Source organism: Pantoea sp. SGAir0180 (assembly GCF_043546245.1).
This window is the reverse complement of sequence record NZ_CP028071.1, coordinates 650870-669678: the sequence shown is the minus strand read 5'-3', so window position 1 is coordinate 669678 and position 18809 is coordinate 650870. Positions and strand designations below refer to the sequence as shown.

The window sequence follows — 18809 nt, the reverse complement described above, 5'->3', positions numbered from 1 at the left end:
TTCCAAAATGCGCGTGACAGTCATGAAATTGTCATTTCAAACGAAGCTGTTTCTTTCGCTCGTTGTTTTTTCGTCTGTCCTGTTCGTGTTACTGGGAAGCTATTACTACGTCAGCATCACCCGGCAGCTTTATCAGGCGATGAGCATGCGCGCCAAAGTTCAGGCTGATGAAATCGCGCTGATTCCGGAACTGAGAAAAGCGGTGGCGGATCGGGATATCCCGGCCATTAACGTGCTGATGCGGGCTATTGCCCGGAAAAGCGATGCCAGTTTTATGGTGATTGGCGATAACCGTGGCCTGCACCTTTTTCACTCGGTGACGGCGGACCGGGTTGGCAAACCCCTGGTCGGCGGAGACAACGCGGCTGTGCTGGCAGGGAAAAGTATCACCACCATTCGGACAGGCGGCCTGGGAATCTCCCTGCGCAGCAAATCGCCTATCCTGAACGATCGCGGGCAGGTGGTCGGTATCGTGTCCGTTGGTTATCTCGCCCGCTATCTGGATGCCATCACGTTCAGCAACATGATCAACCTGCTGATCGTGGCGGCCCTGGTGCTTATCGCCCTGTTTATTTTCTCCTGGTTTTTCACCTGCAATATTAAAAAACAGATTTTCTCGCTGGAACCGCGCGAGATCGGCCTGATGGTCCGTCAGCAAAAGGCCATGATGGAATCGATCTATGAAGGCGTGATTGTCATCAATGAACACCTGCAGATCGAAGTGATCAACCAGGCCGCCCGAACGCTGTTAGGCCTGTCACAGTCCGCCGAGGCGCTGCGAGGGCAGTCTGTCAGCCAGATCATTTCGCCCGTCCCCTTTTTATCGCAGCCCGTGATGCTGGAGAAAGATACCCACGATGAGATTAGTCAGTTTAATGCGCTTACCGTCATCGCCAGCCGGGTACGTATCATGCTGGAGGACGCGCTGATGGGCTGGGTCATCTCCTTCCGCGATTTTAACGACATCGACTCCCTTAGCGCCCAGCTCAGCCAGGTGAAACGTTATGTCGATAATCTGCGCATTATGCGGCATGAGCAGCTTAATCGTATGAACACGCTTTCCGGGCTGTTGCACATGGGGCGTTTTGAAGACGCGATTGACTACATTGAGGCGCAGTCAGAACACGAGCAGGAGTGGCTGGACTTTGTCTCCGCACGCTTCAGCTCGCCACTGCTGTGCGGCTTGTTACTGGGCAAAGCGGCACGCGCCAGAGAAAAAGGCGTTATCCTCCACTTTGATCCCGCATGCCTGATGGACAAGCCCTTTCCCCCACTGTCAGAGGCTGAACTGATCTCGGTCATTGGCAATTTGCTGGACAACGCGATTGAAGCCACGCAACGCGCCCCGATGCCTCATGAACCTGTTGAAGTGCTGATTAAGCTCAGCGCCCGTGAGCTGATCATCGAAGTGGCGGATCACGGCGTGGGCATTGCACCTGCCATCCGCGAACACATGTTTGAACGTGGCGTCACCACGAAAACCCGGGGCGATCACGGCATCGGGCTGTATTTAACAGAAAGCTATATTACCCGCACAGGGGGCACCATTGAGGTCAGCGACAATGCGCCACGTGGCGCCATTTTCTCGCTGTTTATCCCCTGCGCGCAAACCCACCGCTGTCCCGTAACGGAAACGGAGAAGGTCCGCGATGCAACATGAGCCTGTGACTGTCCTGATTGTGGAAGATGAGCCTGAACTGGCTCAGCTTCATGCCGAACTGATTGGTAAACACCCTGAACTCAGGCTGATCGGTATCGCCGGGTCACTGGCAGAAGCCAGACAGCAGCTTGCCATCAGTGCGCCACAGCTGCTATTGCTGGATAATTATCTGCCCGATGGCAAAGGCATCACCCTGATTGGCGATCCGTTGCTGGCCCACGCAAACTGTTCCATTATTTTTATTACGGCGGCCAGTGATATGGATACCTGTAGCCAGGCCATCCGCAACGGTGCCTTCGATTACGTCCTTAAACCTGTGTCCTGGAAACGGCTTAACCGCTCGCTTGCCAACTTTATCGCTTTCGCAGACCAGCAGCGCACATGGAAGATTGTCGATCAGAAAAATGTCGATGTCCTTTATCAGCTACAGGCGAAGAACTACCCGCACGATAACGGCAGCAAAGGTATTGAGGAAACGACCCTCGCACGGGTCCAGACACTTTTTACGCCAGCCACCACGCGGCTTTTTTCGGTTGATGAGGTGATGGCCGAAACCGGGCTCAGTAAAACAACCGCCCGTCGCTATCTGGAGCACTGCGTGGAAACCGGCTTTCTGACGGTAGAAATGCTGTATGGCAAAGTGGGCCATCCCAGGCGCATGTACAAACGGCCATGAACTGCGGCGCGCCACGCCGCCAGTGCAGCGGCTCGGTCCGGCGGCCTCTGCGGGGCAAAACATATCCCCCGTCCGCTGATGTCCATGGCCGCCATCGCCAGCTGACTGTAATCTGAAATAAAAAAAACTGTGCTTTGCTCTTCCCGTCATCCTTAAACTGATTACTATAGGTTTTCACCCGACTCCTATAGCGAAGCCCTCTCCGTTGAAAATGCGCACTCCTTATTTACTGGCTTTACTGGTTTCTTTGCTTCCCCTTAAAAGCATGGCGCAGGTTGCGCCCGATCCCTTACTGGCCTCCCAGATTGTCGATCGCTATGCAGAGCATATCTTTTATGCCAGTGGTGCCACCGGCATGGCCCTGGTGGCAATAGACGGTAATCAGCGCGTCTTTACCAGCTTTGGTGATACCCGGCCCGGCAACAATATTCGTCCGCAAAAGGATTCGTTAATTCGTATTGCCTCGCTCAGTAAATTAATGACCAGTGAGGTGATGGTAAAAATGGCCGAGCGCGGCGAGATTCGTCTGGACGATCCGCTGAGTAAGTATGCGCCTCCGGGAAAACGGGTCCCTGGTTTCGACGGTCAACCGATTCGGTTGATTAACCTCGCCACTCACACCAGTGGCCTGCCGCGCGAGCAGCCCGGCGGTAAGCCGCATCGTCCGGTTTTTGTCTGGCCTACGCAAAGTGAGCGCTGGAACTGGCTGAACACCGCCAGCCTGAAAGCGGCCCCCGGCACCAATGCGGCCTATTCCAACCTGGGTTACGATCTGTTGGGTGATGCGCTGTCACGTGCGGCGGGTAAACCCTATCCGGCCCTGTTTCAGCAGCTGATCACCCGCCCGCTGGGCATGAAGGACACCACGTTTACCCCGTCACCCGAACAGTGCGCCCGTTTAATGGTGGCGGAAAAAGGAGCCAGTCCGTGTAATAACACGCTGGCGGCTATCGGCAGCGGTGGCGTCTATTCAACGCCGGATGATATGGGACGCTGGATGCAGCAGTTTCTGAACTCCTCTGTGAATCGCCGCACGCCACAGATCGATCGCCTGCAGACATTAATCTACCGTCGCGATCAGCTTCACAAGGTGGATGGAATGGACGTGCCAGGTAAAGCCGACGCTCTCGGCATGGGTTGGGTTTATATGGGACCGTCAAAGGGGCGTCCGGGGATCATTCAGAAAACCGGCGGTGGCGGGGGGTTCATCACCTATATAGCGATGGTGCCGCAGAATAATGTGGGCGTTTTTGTGGTGGTGACCCGATCTCCCCTGACCCGCTTCACGCCAATGAGTGACGGTGTAAATAACCTGCTGGCGGAGTTGGTGGGCAATCAGACCGGTTCCCCCATGATGGTGCAGGCGATTCCTTAACGGCTGCCATCCGCAGAGGCTGACTGGCTTACCCAGAGCGTGGGCCAGTCATCGCTGCTGTGCCAGGCATCGCAGGTTGATTCTTCGGCATATTCCGCTAACACAAAGTGCTCACCGTTAAACTGCCAGCGGGACGCTGTACCGCAGTCGCCCAGTCCCCGCCCTTTACCAAAGGTGTAAAGCTGGCCAGTTGCCGCATCGTAATCCGCATTAATCAGCTCCAGCTGGCGCTCTCCTCCCTCGGGCGGCGTAAAGGGTAACGTCAGGCTGACACCGCGTGCCACATAGGGCGGCGCACGCGTCACTTCAAACGCCCGATCGATCACGTTATACGCCCCCATCTCACAGCTCACCAGCAGCAAGGCTTTTTTGTCCGTCAGCGGCGAGACGCTGACTTCGCGTCGCAGTGGATCGAGCGAACAGGTGTCTGAATTAACCCGCCAGGTGCCGTAATCGATCAGGCCACTGGTTTCTTCCCGCGTCAGCGGTACAGGCGCGGCCATGGGAGGTGGCAGTTGCGGAATCGCCGGAGCAGCAGGCACGCCGTTGCGTTCGCCCCGTCGAACCCAGGCGCTCATGCTATTCACCCGCCCCTGCACGTCGTCCATGTACAACAGGGCCGCTTTCATACCACGCAATGAAACCTGTGGGCTGGCGCTGAACGTCAGCTGCAGATTTTTTGCATCCATGGTGAGTTCAAGAAATTCGTTAATGGCAATCGGGTTACGGGTCGCAAGATGATGCGGCTCAACGTCCCAGTGCTTGAAATCAGGACGAAGACGACGCTGATCCACCAGCAGATTATCTTTGAGCGCCGGCCCCGGCAGCGCACCACTATAGGCACTGCCGTAATCAATACGTAACAGGGGCTGGTCATCCGCCCCGGCATGTCGCGACAGGGTCATCACCAAACCACGGTCACCCTGCGTGCTGCGCGCAACGCAAAAGGCCGCGTTATTGCAGGTTAACTGCCAGTCAGAAAACAGTTTCTGCACCGGATCAGCCTGGACGGCGGCGACCATGAATAAAGGCAACGCAAACAGCGATTTCATCCTGTACCACATTAAGAAAATCGAGCCCCAACTTCTCTGAGTGGAAGATGATAGCGCAATCGCGCACGTCACGACGTTCGCATTCTGTGAAGTGCCCAGCAAGCGCAACTAACTGCCTAAAAAACATCCATTTTGCAACAGCCGTAGCGCCCTGTCGTGCGCAATGCGGTCATCATGCGTATTCGTCAGCGTTCTCTCAATCGGATTCGTCGGACTATCCGGACAGGCAAAGCGGTCAAATACACATAAACGGGCAAAAGCGGGCATGATAGAGTCGCTGCAGAATGCAGGATAAAATGTTCACAGCGGATCCTGAGACCGCTAAATAACCCTTATTTAGTGAGACAAATCACTAAACAATATTATTGCTTTCATTTCGTTTCATTAAAACCCAACACTGATCTCTTTATGCGCGTTGTAAAAACAGGTCCTGCGTACCCACGCTCAGGCCACATTTTTGCCGCGTGCCTTCCAGTACTTTATAGCCATCGGAGGCCATTATGTTGCCGATTGAACGCCAGCAGAGAATTATCGATGAATTAATGTGTAACGGACGGGTTATTGTCGCTGAACTCACCGCGTTATGTCGGGTTTCTCAGGAAACGATTCGCCGCGATTTAGCACAACTGGAAAAGAAAGGTATTTTACAGCGAAGCCATGGTGGTGCGGTTCCGGCTAAACGACACAGTGCAACGCTACAGGTTAATAATCGCGAGATTAATGAATCTGAATCGTCTTTTCGTCAACGCGTAAACGAACATGTTGACGCCAAAATGGCAATCGCGAAACGCGCGCTGGATTTTATTAGTGTGGGCGACTGCTTATTACTCGACAGTAGTACCACGTGTTTTTATCTGGCACGGCAATTACCGGATATTGAATTAACGGTATTAACCAATTCGTTACGCATTGTCCAGACGCTGGCAGCGCGCGGCAGTATTCGCACCATTTGTCTGGGCGGAGAATATTCAGATCGTTATGAAGATTTTCACGGCATTGTTACCGAGCAGCCGTTAAAAGAGTTTCAAATAAATAAGATCTTTTTTTCATGCAGCAGTCTGGGCAATGACGGTTATTTACGCGAAGGAAATGAACGTCATGCACATTTAAAACAACAGCTGATTCTGGCAGCAGAACGAAAACATTTATTAATGGATAGCTCTAAGTTTCTTCGGCCCTCATTCGCGCGTATTTGCCATTACCGTGATGTGGATTTTCTCATTACTGACCAGTTGAAAGATAAAGAGCTGGAACAGGAACTGGCCTGGAACGGCGTCAATATTATTGACTGCTCGCAGCGCCCCCAGTCTGTGCAGCTTATAAATAATTAAATGGAGCCTTTATGAAAAAACAGCTTATCGCCTGTTCGTTGTTCGCATTACTGGCTTTTCAGTCCCATGCGGCGGACAAAATACGCATGGGCATCGTGGTGAAAATCGGTGGTATTCCGTGGTTCAACGCTATGGAAGCCGGAATTAAAAGCGAAGCGGCCAAACGCGGCATTGACGCCTGGATGGTGGGGCCGACCGCAGCCGATCCTGCCCTGCAGGTGCGTGCCATTGAAGATTTGATTGCCCAGAAAGTGGACATTATCGGCGTCGTCCCCAACGATCCCAAAGTGCTTGAGCCCGTCTTGCAGCGCGCCCGTGAAGCCGGCATCAAAGTCATTACCCACGAATCGCCAGGCCAGAAGTTTGCAAACTGGGACTTTGAATTAGTGGATGCCGCAACGCACGGCATCAATCATATGAAAGCGCTGGCGCAATGTATGCATGACGAAGGGAAATACGCCATATACGTGGGGAGCCTGACGGTGCCGCTTCATCAGCAGTGGACCGATGCCGCGCTGGATTATCAAAAGCAGCACTATCCCAACATGCAGTTGGTTACGGACAAATTTGGCGTAGGCGAATCCCTGGACGAGTCCATCCGTACCACCAATGAACTGATGTCTAAGTATCCCGACCTGAAAGGCATTTTAGCCTTCGGTTCGCAGGGCCCTATTGGTGCCGGTCGCGCCGTTATGAACCGCAATAAAACCAATCAGGTCTGTGTCATTGGGGCGTTCAGTCCGGGTCAGGGCGCGCAACTGGTTAACCGCGGGGCGATCAAGGGCGGCTATATCTGGAATCCACATACCGCCGGTGAAGTGTTTATCCGTATTGCCGAGAAGGTGGAGAAGAACGAACCGATTACGGACGGTATGACGATTGACGGCCTGGGCAAGGTGAAAGTGGATCAGACAACGCACACCATTCTGGGCAACAACACGGAAAGTCTGGATAAAGCTAACCTGCCTAACCTGATCAAGCTGGGGCTGTAATGATGCAATCGGTCGCGCCGCAAAGGCTTATCACCCTGGAAAAACTGTCGAAAACCTTTGGGGGGAATCGTGCTCTGAGCGATATCTCGCTGACCTTGCTGGCGGGCGAAGTGCACTGCCTTGCCGGTACCAATGGTTGTGGCAAAAGTACGCTCATTAAAGTGATATCCGGCGTACATGCGCCGGATCGTGGCAGCGAAATTCGTTTAGGTGACGGAGACTGCTTGCCCCGTCTCTCGACTCAGCAGGCCAGAGACTTTGGTATTCAGGTCATCTATCAGGATCTGTCCCTGTTCCCGAACCTGAGCGTGGCCGAAAACATCGCATTTGAACACAATCTGCGCGGGTTATTTGGCTGGCATCAGCGCAAAACCCTGGTTGACAGTGCCCGGCGTATTGTTGAGGAACTGCAGTTTGACCTCAATCTTGACGAGAGTGTCGCGCACCTTTCCATCGCTCAGCGACAACAGGTCGCCATTTGTCGCGCGCTGGTGGCGGATGCGCGGCTGGTGATCATGGATGAGCCCACCGCTTCCCTCACCCGTACCGAAGTCAATCAACTGCTGCGCACGGTACGCTATCTCAAACAGAAAAAGATTTGTGTGGTATTTGTCAGCCATCGCCTGGACGAGGTGCTGGAAATATCAGATCGCGTAACCGTCATTCGCGACGGCCGCAAGGTTGGCTGCTGGCCGGCGCAGGCTATGACGCCGCACCATCTCACCGAGCTGATGACCGGGCAAAAACTTGATTATCAGTTAAAAACCCCTACGCGCAACGGTGATCGGGTCATTCTGGAAGTGGAAAACCTGCACCGTGCAGGTCAGTACCACGATGTTAATTTTCGGCTGTACGAAGGTGAGGTGCTGGGGCTGTGTGGTCTGCTGGGATCGGGACGTACTGAGCTGGCTCTTTCCCTGTTCGGCATGACCCGGCCAGACCGCGGCAGGATCTGGCTGGACAGTAAACCCGTGCGCTTTCGCAGTCATGAAGATGCCATCAAAGCCGGGATTGGTTATGTATCTGAGGATCGCCTGACGCTGGGGCTGATTCAGCAACAATCGGTGGCCGACAATATGGTGCTGCCCATTCTTAACCAGCTGCAAAACCGCTTCCACCTGATTGATGAATACCGCAAGAACAAGCTGATTCTTCAGTGGATTCAGCAACTGGGCGTGCGCGTTGCCGATCCACAGTTAGCCATCTCAACGCTGTCCGGCGGCAATCAGCAAAAGATTGTGCTGGCGAAATGGGTCCTGACGCAGCCGCGCCTGCTCATCCTCGATTCGCCCACCGTCGGCGTGGATGTGGGGGCAAAAGCGAGTATCTATCAACTTATTCACGAACTGGCACGCGAAGGCCTGTCGATCATTTTGATTTCCGATGAAGTCCCCGAGGTCTGGTACAACTGCGACCGCATTTTGCATTTCCGCGAGGGCACCATCCAGGCCGAATATCAACCAGACCGCATAGCGCAACAGCAACTGGCGGAGGTGATCAATGCCTGATTTTTCCCGTTTACGTCCTCATTCCAGCCAGGGCTGGCTGACGTGGGTATTGTTGCTGTTCATTGTGATTTTCTCCTTCGCCAGCGACCAGTTTCTGACCGTGCAAAACCTGCTGGATCTGGCCGAGAGTTACGCGGTTACCGGCATTTTCGCCCTCGGACTGTTTGTCGTGCTGGTGACCGGCGGCATTGATATTTCCTTTGCGGCCGTCGCCTCTGTGGTGCAGTACCTGATCGCCTCGCTGTTTGTGCATTACCAGTTTGCTAACGCGCCGCTGAGTATTGCACTGGCGATAGCCTGCGGCACGCTGTTTGGTGTCATTAACGCCTGGCTGATCACCTGGCTCCGGGTCGTCTCCATCATCATCACCATTAGTATGCAGTCGCTGCTGTTTGGCCTGCTGATGTGGGTGACCGGTGGACGCAGCCTGTATCAGCTTCCGGACTGGTGGATCACGCTGCGTAACGTGCTGCCGTTCGAATGGCAGGGACAAGCCTTTCAGCTCGGCCTGCCGCTGCTCATCCTGTTGCTCATTGCGGCGCTGACAGCGGTGCTCCTCAACAAAACACATTTAGGTCGTCAACTCTATGCCGTGGGCGGCGATGCGGAATCCGCACGGCGTATCGGGATTCGCGTTGGCCTGATCTCCCTCTTTGCCTATGGCTGGCTGGGGGCCATGGCCGCGATTGGCGGACTGGTTCAGGTCTACCGCATGGGTGAAGTCGTCCCCAACGCCCTGGTGGGCGGTGAGCTGGATGTGCTGGCGGCAACCGTACTGGGCGGAGCCAGTCTGATGGGCGGCAAGGGCACCGTCAGTGGCACCTTGATGGGGGTTTTCCTGATCGCGGTTCTGAAGAACGGACTCAACCTGATCGGCGTATCCAACTACTTCATGAACATCGTGGTCGGTACCGTCATTATGGCCGCCATTGCTGTCACCCACTTTAAGAAGCGCAAAGAAACTGACGTCAGCTTTGTCTGAGGAGAGAAACAGAGATGAAAAGATTCGCTGCGTTAAAACCGGATGGCACCAATGTTGGCCTGCTGCTTTTGATTGCCTTCTCGCTGGCGCTGTTCGGCATTCTGTTACCCGGCCGCTTTTTTACCGACGCCACTTTCCTCAGCATGGCGTTCCAACTGCCGGAACTGGGCTTACTCACCCTGGCAATGTTTATTGCCATCCTGAGTGGCGGACTCAATCTGGCGATTATCACCACAGCCAATCTGACCAGCCTGTTTATCGCCTGGGTCTTACTAAACAGGGTGCCGGACGGTGCCGGAACCGCTCAGCAACTCGTGTGGTTACTGCTGGCAGTACTGGGTGCGATGCTGATTGCTGCACTCATTGGCCTGATTACCGGCGTCATGGTAACGCGCATTGGCGCACATCCCATCCTGGTGACGCTGGCAACCATGATCACGATTAACGGCATCGGTATCTGGCTGACCAAAGGCGCGGCGGTAAGCGGTATGCCTCCCGTTGTAAGGGCTCTGGGTGCCGATACCTTACTGGGTGTGCCGTTGCCGCTGTGGCTCTTTCTGCTGGCGGCCGCCCTGCTGGCCCTGTTTCTGGGCAAAACCCGCGCCGGTAAGTGCATCTATATGGGCGGCAGCAACATCAACGCGACCTGGTTTAGCGGCATCAACACGCACCGCATGGTGATGCTGGTATATATCCTTTCCAGCCTGTTGTGCGTACTGGCGGGGCTGGTGATGATGGCGCGCTTTAACTCCGCCCGCATGGGTTATGGCGATGCCTATCTCTTACTCACCGTGCTGGCCATCATCCTTGGCGGCACCGATCCCAATGGCGGCTTTGGCCGGGTTACCGGCGTCGTGCTGGCGCTGATCGCGCTACAAATTCTTTCCACCGGGTTCAGTCTGATAAACATCAGTCCGCACGTCAGCCTGGCAATGTGGGGCGCGGTATTGATTGTGGTGCTGGCCGTTAAACAGGGCAAAGCCCGACTAAATGAAAGCCGGGCCGTAACGCGCAGCAAACGTTTAAGCGCGGCCCTGAATCCCTTGACTGAGAAAAAGGAAGTATAATGCGTATTCAAATCTCGCCGTCATTAATGTGCATGAATCTGATGGAGATTAAACAGCAGCTGGCGGTCCTGAACACCCGCGCTGATTTCCTGCACGTTGATATCATGGACGGGCATTACGTCAAAAACATCACGCTGTCGCCGTTCTTTATTGAGCAAATTCGTCCGCATACGCCCGTAGCGATAGACGTTCACCTGATGGTGGAACAGCCGACCGATTTTATCGAGGCCGTCGCGAAAGCGGGAGCAGACTATATCTGTCCGCATGCGGAGACCATCAACCGCGATGCCTTCCGGGTGATCAACCTGATCCGCAGTCTGGGGAAAAAGCCGGGCGTGGTTTTAAATCCCGCTACGCCCGTGTCGTTTATTCATCACTATATTCATCTGCTGGAGAAGATCACCGTAATGACGGTCGATCCGGGTTATGCCGGGCAGCCATTTATTCCCGAGATGGTGCAGAAGATCCAGCAGCTTAAGGCCCTGAAACAGGCACAGGGCTATGACTTCCTCATCGAAATTGACGGCTCCTGTAATCAACGAACCTACCGCACGCTACTGGAGGCGGGCGCAGACGTGCTGATTGTCGGCACCTCGGGCCTGTTCAACGTGCATGACGATCTCAGCACCGCCTGGGACATGATGCGCAGCAGCATTGATGCCGCACAGGGACTGGCACAGGAGTCTGCATGAAACAACGCTGGCTTGGAATGGATATCGGTGGCACCAGCACCCGACTGCAACTGATGGAAGACGGCCAGCACTGGTGCGGATTCCGTAAAATAGCGACCGCCAGTTGGGCACAGCAAACGGATGCGCTTCACGCCCTGGGCGATGTGATTATTGACACGCTGGCGTCACAAGCGATTAGCGGCGTAATGCTCGGGCTCCCCGGTATACTCAGCCGCGATCGTCAGCAGGTTATCTCGTTACCCTTTATTCAGGCACTGGATGGGCAACCTGTGGCAGCCCAGTTGAGCAAGCGACTGGGCGTGCCGGTCGCCATGGATAAAGACGTCAACCACCTGATGTTATGGGACCTGTTACAGCTTGATGCCCTGCCCGACAACGCGGTGGGATTGTATCCCGGCACCGGTTTAGGCAATAGCCTGTGGCTGGAAGGCCGCTTTTATCATGGTCATCATGGCGGCGCGGGTGAACTGGGGCATATTCCCCTGCCCGGCAATGACCTGCCCTGCCCGTGCGGCAATCGCGGCTGTGCGGAAACGCTGATCTCCGGTCACTGGCTGAGCCAGTGGGCGGCGACGCATCAGCCGGACACCGCCCTGTCACAACTGTTTACGCGACACGGGGATCATCCCGATCTGCAGGCCTTCGTCCAGCGGCTGGCGCACCTGATCGCCAGTGAAATGAACATCCTCGATCCGGAATACCTGATTCTGGGCGGTGGCGTGCTGGCGATGGCCGGTTTTCCGCTGGCGCAGTTACAACACCACATTCAGCGCAGTTTGCGGCCGCCCGTCACGCGCCACGGTTTACGGATCGTGTTCAGTCATGCCACCGATTACACAGGCTGCCGTGGTGCCTGCCTGGCTGCCGAACGCCACTTTGGAGAGCGAAAATGAAAGGCAAAGTCTGTGTGTTTGGTTCATTCAATCTGGATATTGTCGCCGGTATGCGCCGCTTTCCCCTGCCGGGCGAATCGCTGATTGCTCAGCACAGCATGATGGGACCGGGCGGTAAAGGTGCGAATCAGGCCACCGCCGCACTGCGCGCGGGCGCCCGGGTGCACTATATTGGCAAAGTGGGCAAGGACGACTTTGGTGTGTTTGCCCGCCGCCATCTGGAAAAAACCGGGTTTGATGCGATTACACTGTTCACCTGTAAGGAGAAACCCACCGGCAATGCGTTGATCTACGTTGCCGGAAACGACGCCGAAAACATGATTTCCGTCTATCCGGGCGCCAACCTTACCGTGACGGCGGCGGAAGTCACGCGCTGCAAACCCACCGTCGCGGCGGCGGACATTCTGCTGGTCCAGCTCGAGAACAACCTGAGCGCGATACAGCGCATGATTGATAATGCGCGGGCCGCCAATACCTTTGTGATTCTTAATCCCGCGCCGTTTCAAAAAATCAGCGATACGTTGCTGGCAAAAGTCGATCTGCTGACCCCGAACAGTACGGAAGCGAGGCTGCTGACCGGCATCAACGTCAACGATATCCGCAGTGCCCGGCAGGCGGCAGAAATTCTGCATCGCAAAGGGGCGCGCCAGATCATTATTACACTGGGGACGGCGGGTGCGTTACTGTCTGACGGCCAGCAGCAACGGCATATTCCCGTGTTTCCTGCCACCCCGCTGGATACGACCGGCGCGGGCGATGCGTTTAACGGCGCGCTGGCGGCCAGGCTCGCGGCGGGCGTTGCGCTGGATCAGGCGGCGCTGTATGCGGCCGCGTTTGCCTCATTATGTGTGGAGCGACCGGGTGCGGCCCATTCGATGCCTTCGTATGCCGAGGCACTGGCGCGTCTGCAGGCGCACCCGGAGTGCGTCGCCGACAGCGTGATGACGTGCGTATAAAGCGGAAAGCCGATGCGATGGTTTGCGCATCGGCTTCGTGCAGGATTACAGCGTTAGCCAGCCTGCGATCAGGGCGTGCTGCAATAACATGATGGTTTTACCATCACGAATGCGTCCGTCTTTCACCCACGCCATGGCCTGAGGAAAAGGCATTTCCAGCACATCAATGGCCTCATCTTCAACACCGCCACCAGCGTTCTCGCGCAGTGATTCATGATATTCCGCCGCAAAGAAGTGAATCAGTTCAGTGACGCCGCCCGGTGACATATAGACCGAATACAGTTTTTCGACCTCGCCTACCGCATAGCCGGTCTCTTCAATGGCCTCTTTACGGATGCAATCCTCTGGCGAGTCGTCATCCAGTAAGCCCGCGCAGGCCTCAATTAACATTCCGTCTTCATTACCGTTCACGTAGGTCGCCACGCGAAACTGGCGCGTCAGCACCACACTGTTTTTTTCACGGTTATAGAGCAGAATTGTCGCCCCGTTGCCGCGATCGTACACCTCGCGTTTGTGACGCACGACGTCGCCATGGCTGTCGGTTAGCTCATAGGTGATGTTACGCAACACAAACCAGTTCTCAGACAGCAGCTTATCTTTGTTTGATGATAGTGATTCTGGACGACATAGGCGCTCCGCAAGTGAGAAGGGAGCCAATGATGATAGGTCGTGGGATGCAAGAAAACTATCTGAATTACGTGTCTGCGCACGCAATTATCAAGACCGCCCGAAACACCGAAAAAAAATGCCAGCACGCAGGCTGGCATTGATATCTCAGGCAAGATCACCGTCAGGATGATTTGCCATCGTGCTCGTGATGCTCGTGCTCCGTGGCGGCAATTTCGTTAACGCGCTTACGCACACCAAACCAGCCCAGAACCAGAATCACCGCAATCAGCGGAATAGAGGCAATAGTGTACGTGCCGTTTGGATAGTCAAACGCCATTAAGACCAGCACGCTGAACAGGAACAGCAGCGTCAGCCAGGAAGTGAAAGGCGCGCCCGGCAGCTTAAAGCTGACGTCGTCGGCCTTGCCTTCTTTAATAGCTTTGCGCAGACGCAGCTGGCACAGCACGATAAAGCCCCAGGACGAAATGATCCCCCAGTGACGCGACGTTCAGGACAATCTCGAACACCTGTGACGGCACATAGTAGTTGAGTATTACGCCGACAACATAGACGCAAACGGTAACCAGAATCCCGGCATAAGGCACCTGCTGGCTGCTCATTTTTGACATGAATTTCGGTGCTGAGCCGCCCATCGACATGGAGCGCAGAATACGGCCTGTCGAGTACAGACCGGAGTTCAGACTGGACAGCGCGGCGCTGAGGACCACGATATTCATGATGCTGCCGATATACGGCACGCCCAGTTTAGAGAAGAAGGTCACAAACGGACTTTGCCCGGCCTGATAGGCATTCCACGGCAGTAACAGCACCAGCAGCACCACGGAACCGACATAGAACAAACCGATACGCCAGATTACGCTGTTGATCGCTTTCGGCAGCATGGTTTCCGGATCTTTACACTCACCTGCGGCCGTGCCCACCAGTTCGATCGAAGCGAAGGCAAAGACCACCCCCTGCACCAGCACCAGCGCCGGTAACAGGCCGTGCGGGAACAGGCCGCCGTTATCCGTGACCAGGTGGAAACCTGTTGCATTGCCGTCCAGCGGTTTACCGCTGCCCAGGAACACCACGCCGACCACCAGAAATATGACTATCGCCAGCACCTTGACTAACGCGAACCAGAACTCCATTTCGGCAAACCACTTTACGCCGATCATGTTCATGGTACCGACAATCGCCAGCGCGCCCAGGGCAAACACCCATTGTGGGACATCGCCAAACGCGCCCCAGTAGTGCATATACAGTGCCACGGCGGTGATATCGACAATCCCGGTCATGGCCCAGTTAACAAAATACATCCAGCCTGCCACATAGGAGGCTTTTTCACCCATAAACTCGCGTGCATAGGAAACAAAGCTTCCACTGCTGGGACGGTGTAAAACCAGTTCGCCCAGCGCGCGCAGAATGAAGAAGGAGAAAATGCCACAGACCAGATAGATTACCGCCAGAGCGGGACCCGCAGCCTGTAAGCGGGCACCTGCGCCCAGGAACAGACCTGTACCAATTGCGCCACCGATAGCGATCATCTGTACGTGACGATTACCCATGGCTTTCTTATAGCCGGAGTCGTGGGAATTGAGCCAGCGTCGTTTCGCAGCGCGCATGTCTGCTGCGGTTTTCTTCGTAGATTTCATAGCCTTCCTGTTTGTCCTGACCATAAGTCATCGCGCATCCAAACGATTGCGTTTAGCAGTGCGAAATGGGTTTTCTTCCTCTGTGCGTTTGCCTGTGAGTTAACGAAAAGCAGCGCGGGAATTTACGGCGATGAATCCTAACCGTTATGCAACATCGAAGCAAAATATACCGAGGAGATAAGCCGGACGATTTGTAAAAAACTTTTCTGAGATCACAAAAAAACCGGCCGACAGGCGACCGGTAAGGGCTACAGGGAAGGTAACAGAGGGATTTAGCGGTAAATTTCGGCAGTGCCGGTCCACAGGCTGGAGTCGCCGGGGTTATCAACCCCGATGACACGGAAATGGCGGGCACCTTCTGATTTGGCCTCCTGCGAAAGCTGGCGGGTGACATCATCCAGAGAGCCGTTCACATTTGTCACCGAGACGCTGCCGATACGTTGCAGCCCCTGGGCTTCCTGCCGGTCCACTGCCGTGGCAGCAAGAGTAGAGAATGAAGCAGTGGCCAACAGAGCAGCGCTAAGGTACACAGGTAATCGTTTCATACTTCCTCCTGAACTTGCGTGGGTCACTGAGTAAAACATGGTGTTGAGTATTAGCGAGGCAATGAAAGCCAACATGGGCAAGGTGTAAAGCTATGGCAGCAATGTTCATTCGTAAGTGGACATTCCTGGGAAACGTCAACGGGGGTGAGTTTGCGTACACAGCGCCGCTGTTTTCGGGCATTTTGTAATAAGTCGTCGGGTGTCTCTGGCACCGCTCTTATGATTCCCTGTCAGTAAAGGTGTTATTGTCGTGATTGTTAAACGCTCTGTTACCAGAAGTATCGCGCTGTCGTTAACGTGGATTGTCTTGCTGGCGTTACTGACGACCGGCCTGGCGCTGCTGACGCTTTCCAGTAGCCTGCGCGATGCGGAAGCCATTAATCTGGCCGGATCGCTGCGGATGCAAAGTTACCGCCTGGCCTGGGATGCCAGAGCAGATCCGCAGCTGCTGACGGCGCACCTGGCGCAGTATCAACAAACGCTTGATGCCGCCGTGTTACAGGAACTCGATCGCCCCTGGGTGCCGCGCAAGGTTAATAATCACTATCAGCGTTTACGCGAAGGCTGGCCCGGTCTGGCACAGCATCTGCAGGCGAACGCGTCAGATGCCTGGCGGCAACAAATGCCCAACTACGTTGACGAAATTAACCGCTTCGTACTGGCGCTACAGCGCTACGCCGAACTGAAAATGCGCGTCGTGGCCATCAGCAGCCTGACGGGCGTGATCGCCATTGTTGCGCTCGCTCTGATGACGATCCGCTTTACCCGCCAGCAGGTCGTTAAACCCCTCAATGCACTGGTCAGAGCCAGCCGCTATGTGGAAAGCGGCAATTTTGCCTTTCCGCCCCTGCATGTGCAGCAGCAGAACGAGCTGAAAGTCCTGTCACAGACTTTCAGCAGCATGGCTGCACAATTACAGTGCCATTATCAGCAACTGGAACAACGGGTCCGCGACAAAACCCGGGACTTAACCCAGGCGAATCATACGCTCTCCTTACTCTATGAAAGCTCACAAATTCTGACCAGCCGTTCGCTGCAACCGGCGCTTTTCGATGATGTGCTGAACCGCATCGTCGGCAAAGAGAATATTGCCTTCATTCAGCTTCGGGGCGGGCAGTTTACCTGTGAGGCGGGCCAGCACGATCCCGCGCTGGCCTGGCAGCATTTACCGCTGAAACAGGACGATCAACGTGTTGGCACGCTGCGCTGGCAAACCGACGGCACGGCCCCTTCCGCCGCGTTAATGGGCAGCCTGGCCGCGATGCTGGGACGGTCGATCTGGATCTGGCAAACCCAGAAGCAGTACCAGCAAATGCTGCTGATTGAGGAGCGCGCCACGATTGCACGTGAACTGCACGACTCGCTGGCGCAGTCACTGACTTACCTGCGGATACAGCTGATGCAGCTTCGGCGCAGCCTGTCCGCCTCCGATCAGTCGGCACAGGCAATCATTGCAGATTTTGATCGCGAACTGGCAGAGGCTTACCGCCAGCTACGCGAACTGCTGGCGACCTTTCGTCTGACGATCGAAAAGGCCGATCTGGAGGCTGCTCTGCACGTGATAATTGCGCCGCTTCAGTCTCAGACTGTCGCTGATATCCGGTTGACCTGCCAGCCAGGCCTGCAGCAACTGGATGCCCGGCAACAGGTCCACGTCATGCAAATTGCCCGGGAAGCCGTCCTGAATGCCATTCGCCATGCGAATGCCCGTTTGATTACCGTCGACTACCGGATCACGGATACAGGTGAGCATTCACTGACAATCACTGATGACGGCACGGGCATGATCAGCACAGAAGAACCCCCGGGGCATTATGGTTTCATCACCATGACCGAGCGCGCAGCATGCTTGTCTGGCCAGTTAGACATTCGTTCGCAGCCGTGTGGAACACAGATTGTGTTGCGCTTTCCACCGCGTCCGGCATCAGAGATTGACTAGCCGCACGTAACACGGCTTTACTTTTATTGCATCTCGCATCACAGGGCATGTGGCAGATCAACGGCAGGCCATCGGGTTAATCATTACAATGACAGCACCACAGAGGGTCGCTGCAGCCGCCGCTTGACGAACCGCATTGCCCATGCGACAACCTGCAGCGTCAGGTGACAGGGAGAAAACATGGAACAACCGACTTTAACAATCATGATTGTGGACGACCATCCGCTTATGCGTCGCGGTATTCGGCAGTTACTGGCGCTTGACCCGACGCTTCAGGTCGTCGCGGAAGCCAGCAACGGCACCGAAGCACTGGCTGAGGCCCGTCGCCTGACACCGGACGTCATCCTGCTCGACCTGAATATGAAAGGGATGTCGGGCCTGGACACGCTGAAAGCGCTTCGTCATGAAGGCGTCCACTCGCGGATTCTGGTGCTGACGGTGTCGGATGCGCGCAGTGATATCTTCGCCATGGTGGATGCGGGAGCCGATGGGTATTTGCTGAAAGACAGTGAACCGGAAATCCTGCTAAACCAGATCGTACAGGCCACACAGGGCGAAAATGTCTTTAGCGAGGCGGTCCGGCATTCGCTCGCGACGCGTCACAACAGCGACGATCCGTTCCGTTTGCTGACCGAACGCGAACGCGACGTGCTTCAGGAAGTGGCGCGAGGCCTGTCCAACAAAGCCGTTGCTGATACCTTGCAGATTTCAGAAGAGACGGTGAAGGTACATCTTCGTAATATTCTGCGCAAACTTGAGGTTCGCTCACGCGTTGCGGCGACCATCCTGTGGCTTGAACGTCGACATCGTTGAGAAAAAGCGCGCCAATTTACACATTCTTTATAATTTCTCCACTTTTCAAACCTTGCCCGCACGT

Annotated in this window: 16 protein-coding genes and 1 pseudogene; 13 read left to right on the top strand and 4 right to left on the bottom strand. The window is 55.2% G+C overall.

All coding sequences use genetic code 11. The features are described from left to right. The first annotated feature begins 22 nt into the window (after positions 1-22). From C1N58_RS03295 to ampH, 3 genes are all read left to right on the top strand, one after another. Positions 23-1660, top strand: coding sequence for an ATP-binding protein (locus tag C1N58_RS03295; protein ID WP_394564575.1), 1638 nt, complete (start codon positions 23-25; stop codon positions 1658-1660). After that, a complete protein-coding gene (locus C1N58_RS03290; protein ID WP_054633367.1) occupies positions 1650-2336 on the top strand; it encodes a response regulator in 687 nt (228 codons plus the stop codon). The genes C1N58_RS03295 and C1N58_RS03290 overlap by 11 nt, the downstream gene beginning before the upstream one ends. Positions 2337-2547: 211 nt before the next feature. Then, positions 2548-3711, top strand: coding sequence for a D-alanyl-D-alanine-carboxypeptidase/endopeptidase AmpH (gene ampH / locus C1N58_RS03285; protein ID WP_172677644.1), 1164 nt, complete (start codon positions 2548-2550; stop codon positions 3709-3711). Here ampH and C1N58_RS03280 read toward each other — a convergent pair. Next, positions 3708-4775 (bottom strand): DUF1176 domain-containing protein, encoded by a 1068-nt coding sequence (locus C1N58_RS03280; RefSeq protein ID WP_006118388.1) that lies wholly within the window; start codon positions 4773-4775, stop codon positions 3708-3710. The two genes, ampH and C1N58_RS03280, sit on opposite strands and share 4 nt — an antisense overlap. A gap of 488 nt (positions 4776-5263) precedes the next feature. Between C1N58_RS03280 and C1N58_RS03275 the strand changes: the two genes are divergently transcribed. From C1N58_RS03275 to C1N58_RS03240, 8 genes are read left to right on the top strand one after another with little or no spacing between them, the layout of a single operon-like run. After that, entirely contained in the window at positions 5264-6094 is an 831-nt protein-coding gene (locus C1N58_RS03275; RefSeq protein ID WP_054633364.1) for a DeoR/GlpR family DNA-binding transcription regulator, read from the top strand. An 11-nt stretch (positions 6095-6105) separates the two neighbouring features. Further along, the gene (locus C1N58_RS03270) at positions 6106-7086 is read left to right on the top strand and encodes a substrate-binding domain-containing protein (RefSeq protein ID WP_054633363.1); all 981 of its coding nucleotides are present in this window, start codon (positions 6106-6108) and stop codon (positions 7084-7086) included. Between the two features lie 2 nt (positions 7087-7088). Continuing rightward, a complete protein-coding gene (locus tag C1N58_RS03265) occupies positions 7089-8594 on the top strand; it encodes a sugar ABC transporter ATP-binding protein (protein WP_006118385.1) in 1506 nt (501 codons plus the stop codon). Further along, positions 8587-9576 carry an ABC transporter permease gene (locus C1N58_RS03260; protein WP_033740829.1) on the top strand — a complete coding sequence of 330 codons (990 nt, stop codon included), beginning with the start codon at positions 8587-8589 and terminating at the stop codon, positions 9574-9576. The genes C1N58_RS03265 and C1N58_RS03260 overlap by 8 nt, the downstream gene beginning before the upstream one ends. A gap of 14 nt (positions 9577-9590) precedes the next feature. Then, positions 9591-10643 carry an ABC transporter permease gene (locus C1N58_RS03255; RefSeq protein ID WP_394564574.1) on the top strand — a complete coding sequence of 351 codons (1053 nt, stop codon included), beginning with the start codon at positions 9591-9593 and terminating at the stop codon, positions 10641-10643. Continuing rightward, on the top strand, positions 10643-11335 hold the full coding sequence (alsE, locus tag C1N58_RS03250; RefSeq protein WP_006118382.1) for a D-allulose 6-phosphate 3-epimerase: 693 nt from the start codon (positions 10643-10645) through the stop codon (positions 11333-11335). The genes C1N58_RS03255 and alsE overlap by 1 nt, the downstream gene beginning before the upstream one ends. Then, on the top strand, positions 11332-12228 hold the full coding sequence (gene alsK / locus C1N58_RS03245; RefSeq protein ID WP_054633362.1) for an allose kinase: 897 nt from the start codon (positions 11332-11334) through the stop codon (positions 12226-12228). The genes alsE and alsK overlap by 4 nt, the downstream gene beginning before the upstream one ends. Beyond that, on the top strand, positions 12225-13184 hold the full coding sequence (locus tag C1N58_RS03240; RefSeq protein WP_033740832.1) for a ribokinase: 960 nt from the start codon (positions 12225-12227) through the stop codon (positions 13182-13184). Before alsK ends, C1N58_RS03240 begins: the two co-directional genes overlap by 4 nt. Positions 13185-13229: 45 nt before the next feature. On the opposite strand, the gene nudK is transcribed toward C1N58_RS03240, so the two are convergent. The 3 genes and pseudogenes from nudK to C1N58_RS03225 all read right to left on the bottom strand — a co-directional run bounded on the left by nudK (position 13230) and on the right by C1N58_RS03225 (position 15993). After that, on the bottom strand, positions 13230-13841 hold the full coding sequence (gene nudK / locus C1N58_RS03235; protein WP_394564573.1) for a GDP-mannose pyrophosphatase NudK: 612 nt from the start codon (positions 13839-13841) through the stop codon (positions 13230-13232). A gap of 133 nt (positions 13842-13974) precedes the next feature. Next, a pseudogene (gene ansP, locus C1N58_RS03230) lies at positions 13975-15448 on the bottom strand (L-asparagine permease). Positions 15449-15720: 272 nt separating this feature from the next. After that, positions 15721-15993, bottom strand: a complete 273-nt coding sequence (locus C1N58_RS03225; protein ID WP_006118378.1) for a YdgH/BhsA/McbA family protein — start codon at positions 15991-15993, stop codon at positions 15721-15723. Positions 15994-16243: 250 nt separating this feature from the next. Here C1N58_RS03225 and narQ point away from each other — a divergent pair, with 250 nt between their 5' ends. Together narQ and C1N58_RS03215 are read left to right on the top strand one after the other, a co-directional pair. Further along, positions 16244-17932, top strand: coding sequence for a nitrate/nitrite two-component system sensor histidine kinase NarQ (gene narQ, locus C1N58_RS03220; protein WP_394564572.1), 1689 nt, complete (start codon positions 16244-16246; stop codon positions 17930-17932). Positions 17933-18112: 180 nt separating this feature from the next. Beyond that, entirely contained in the window at positions 18113-18745 is a 633-nt protein-coding gene (locus C1N58_RS03215; protein WP_054633359.1) for a response regulator, read from the top strand. Positions 18746-18809: the final 64 nt, after the last annotated feature.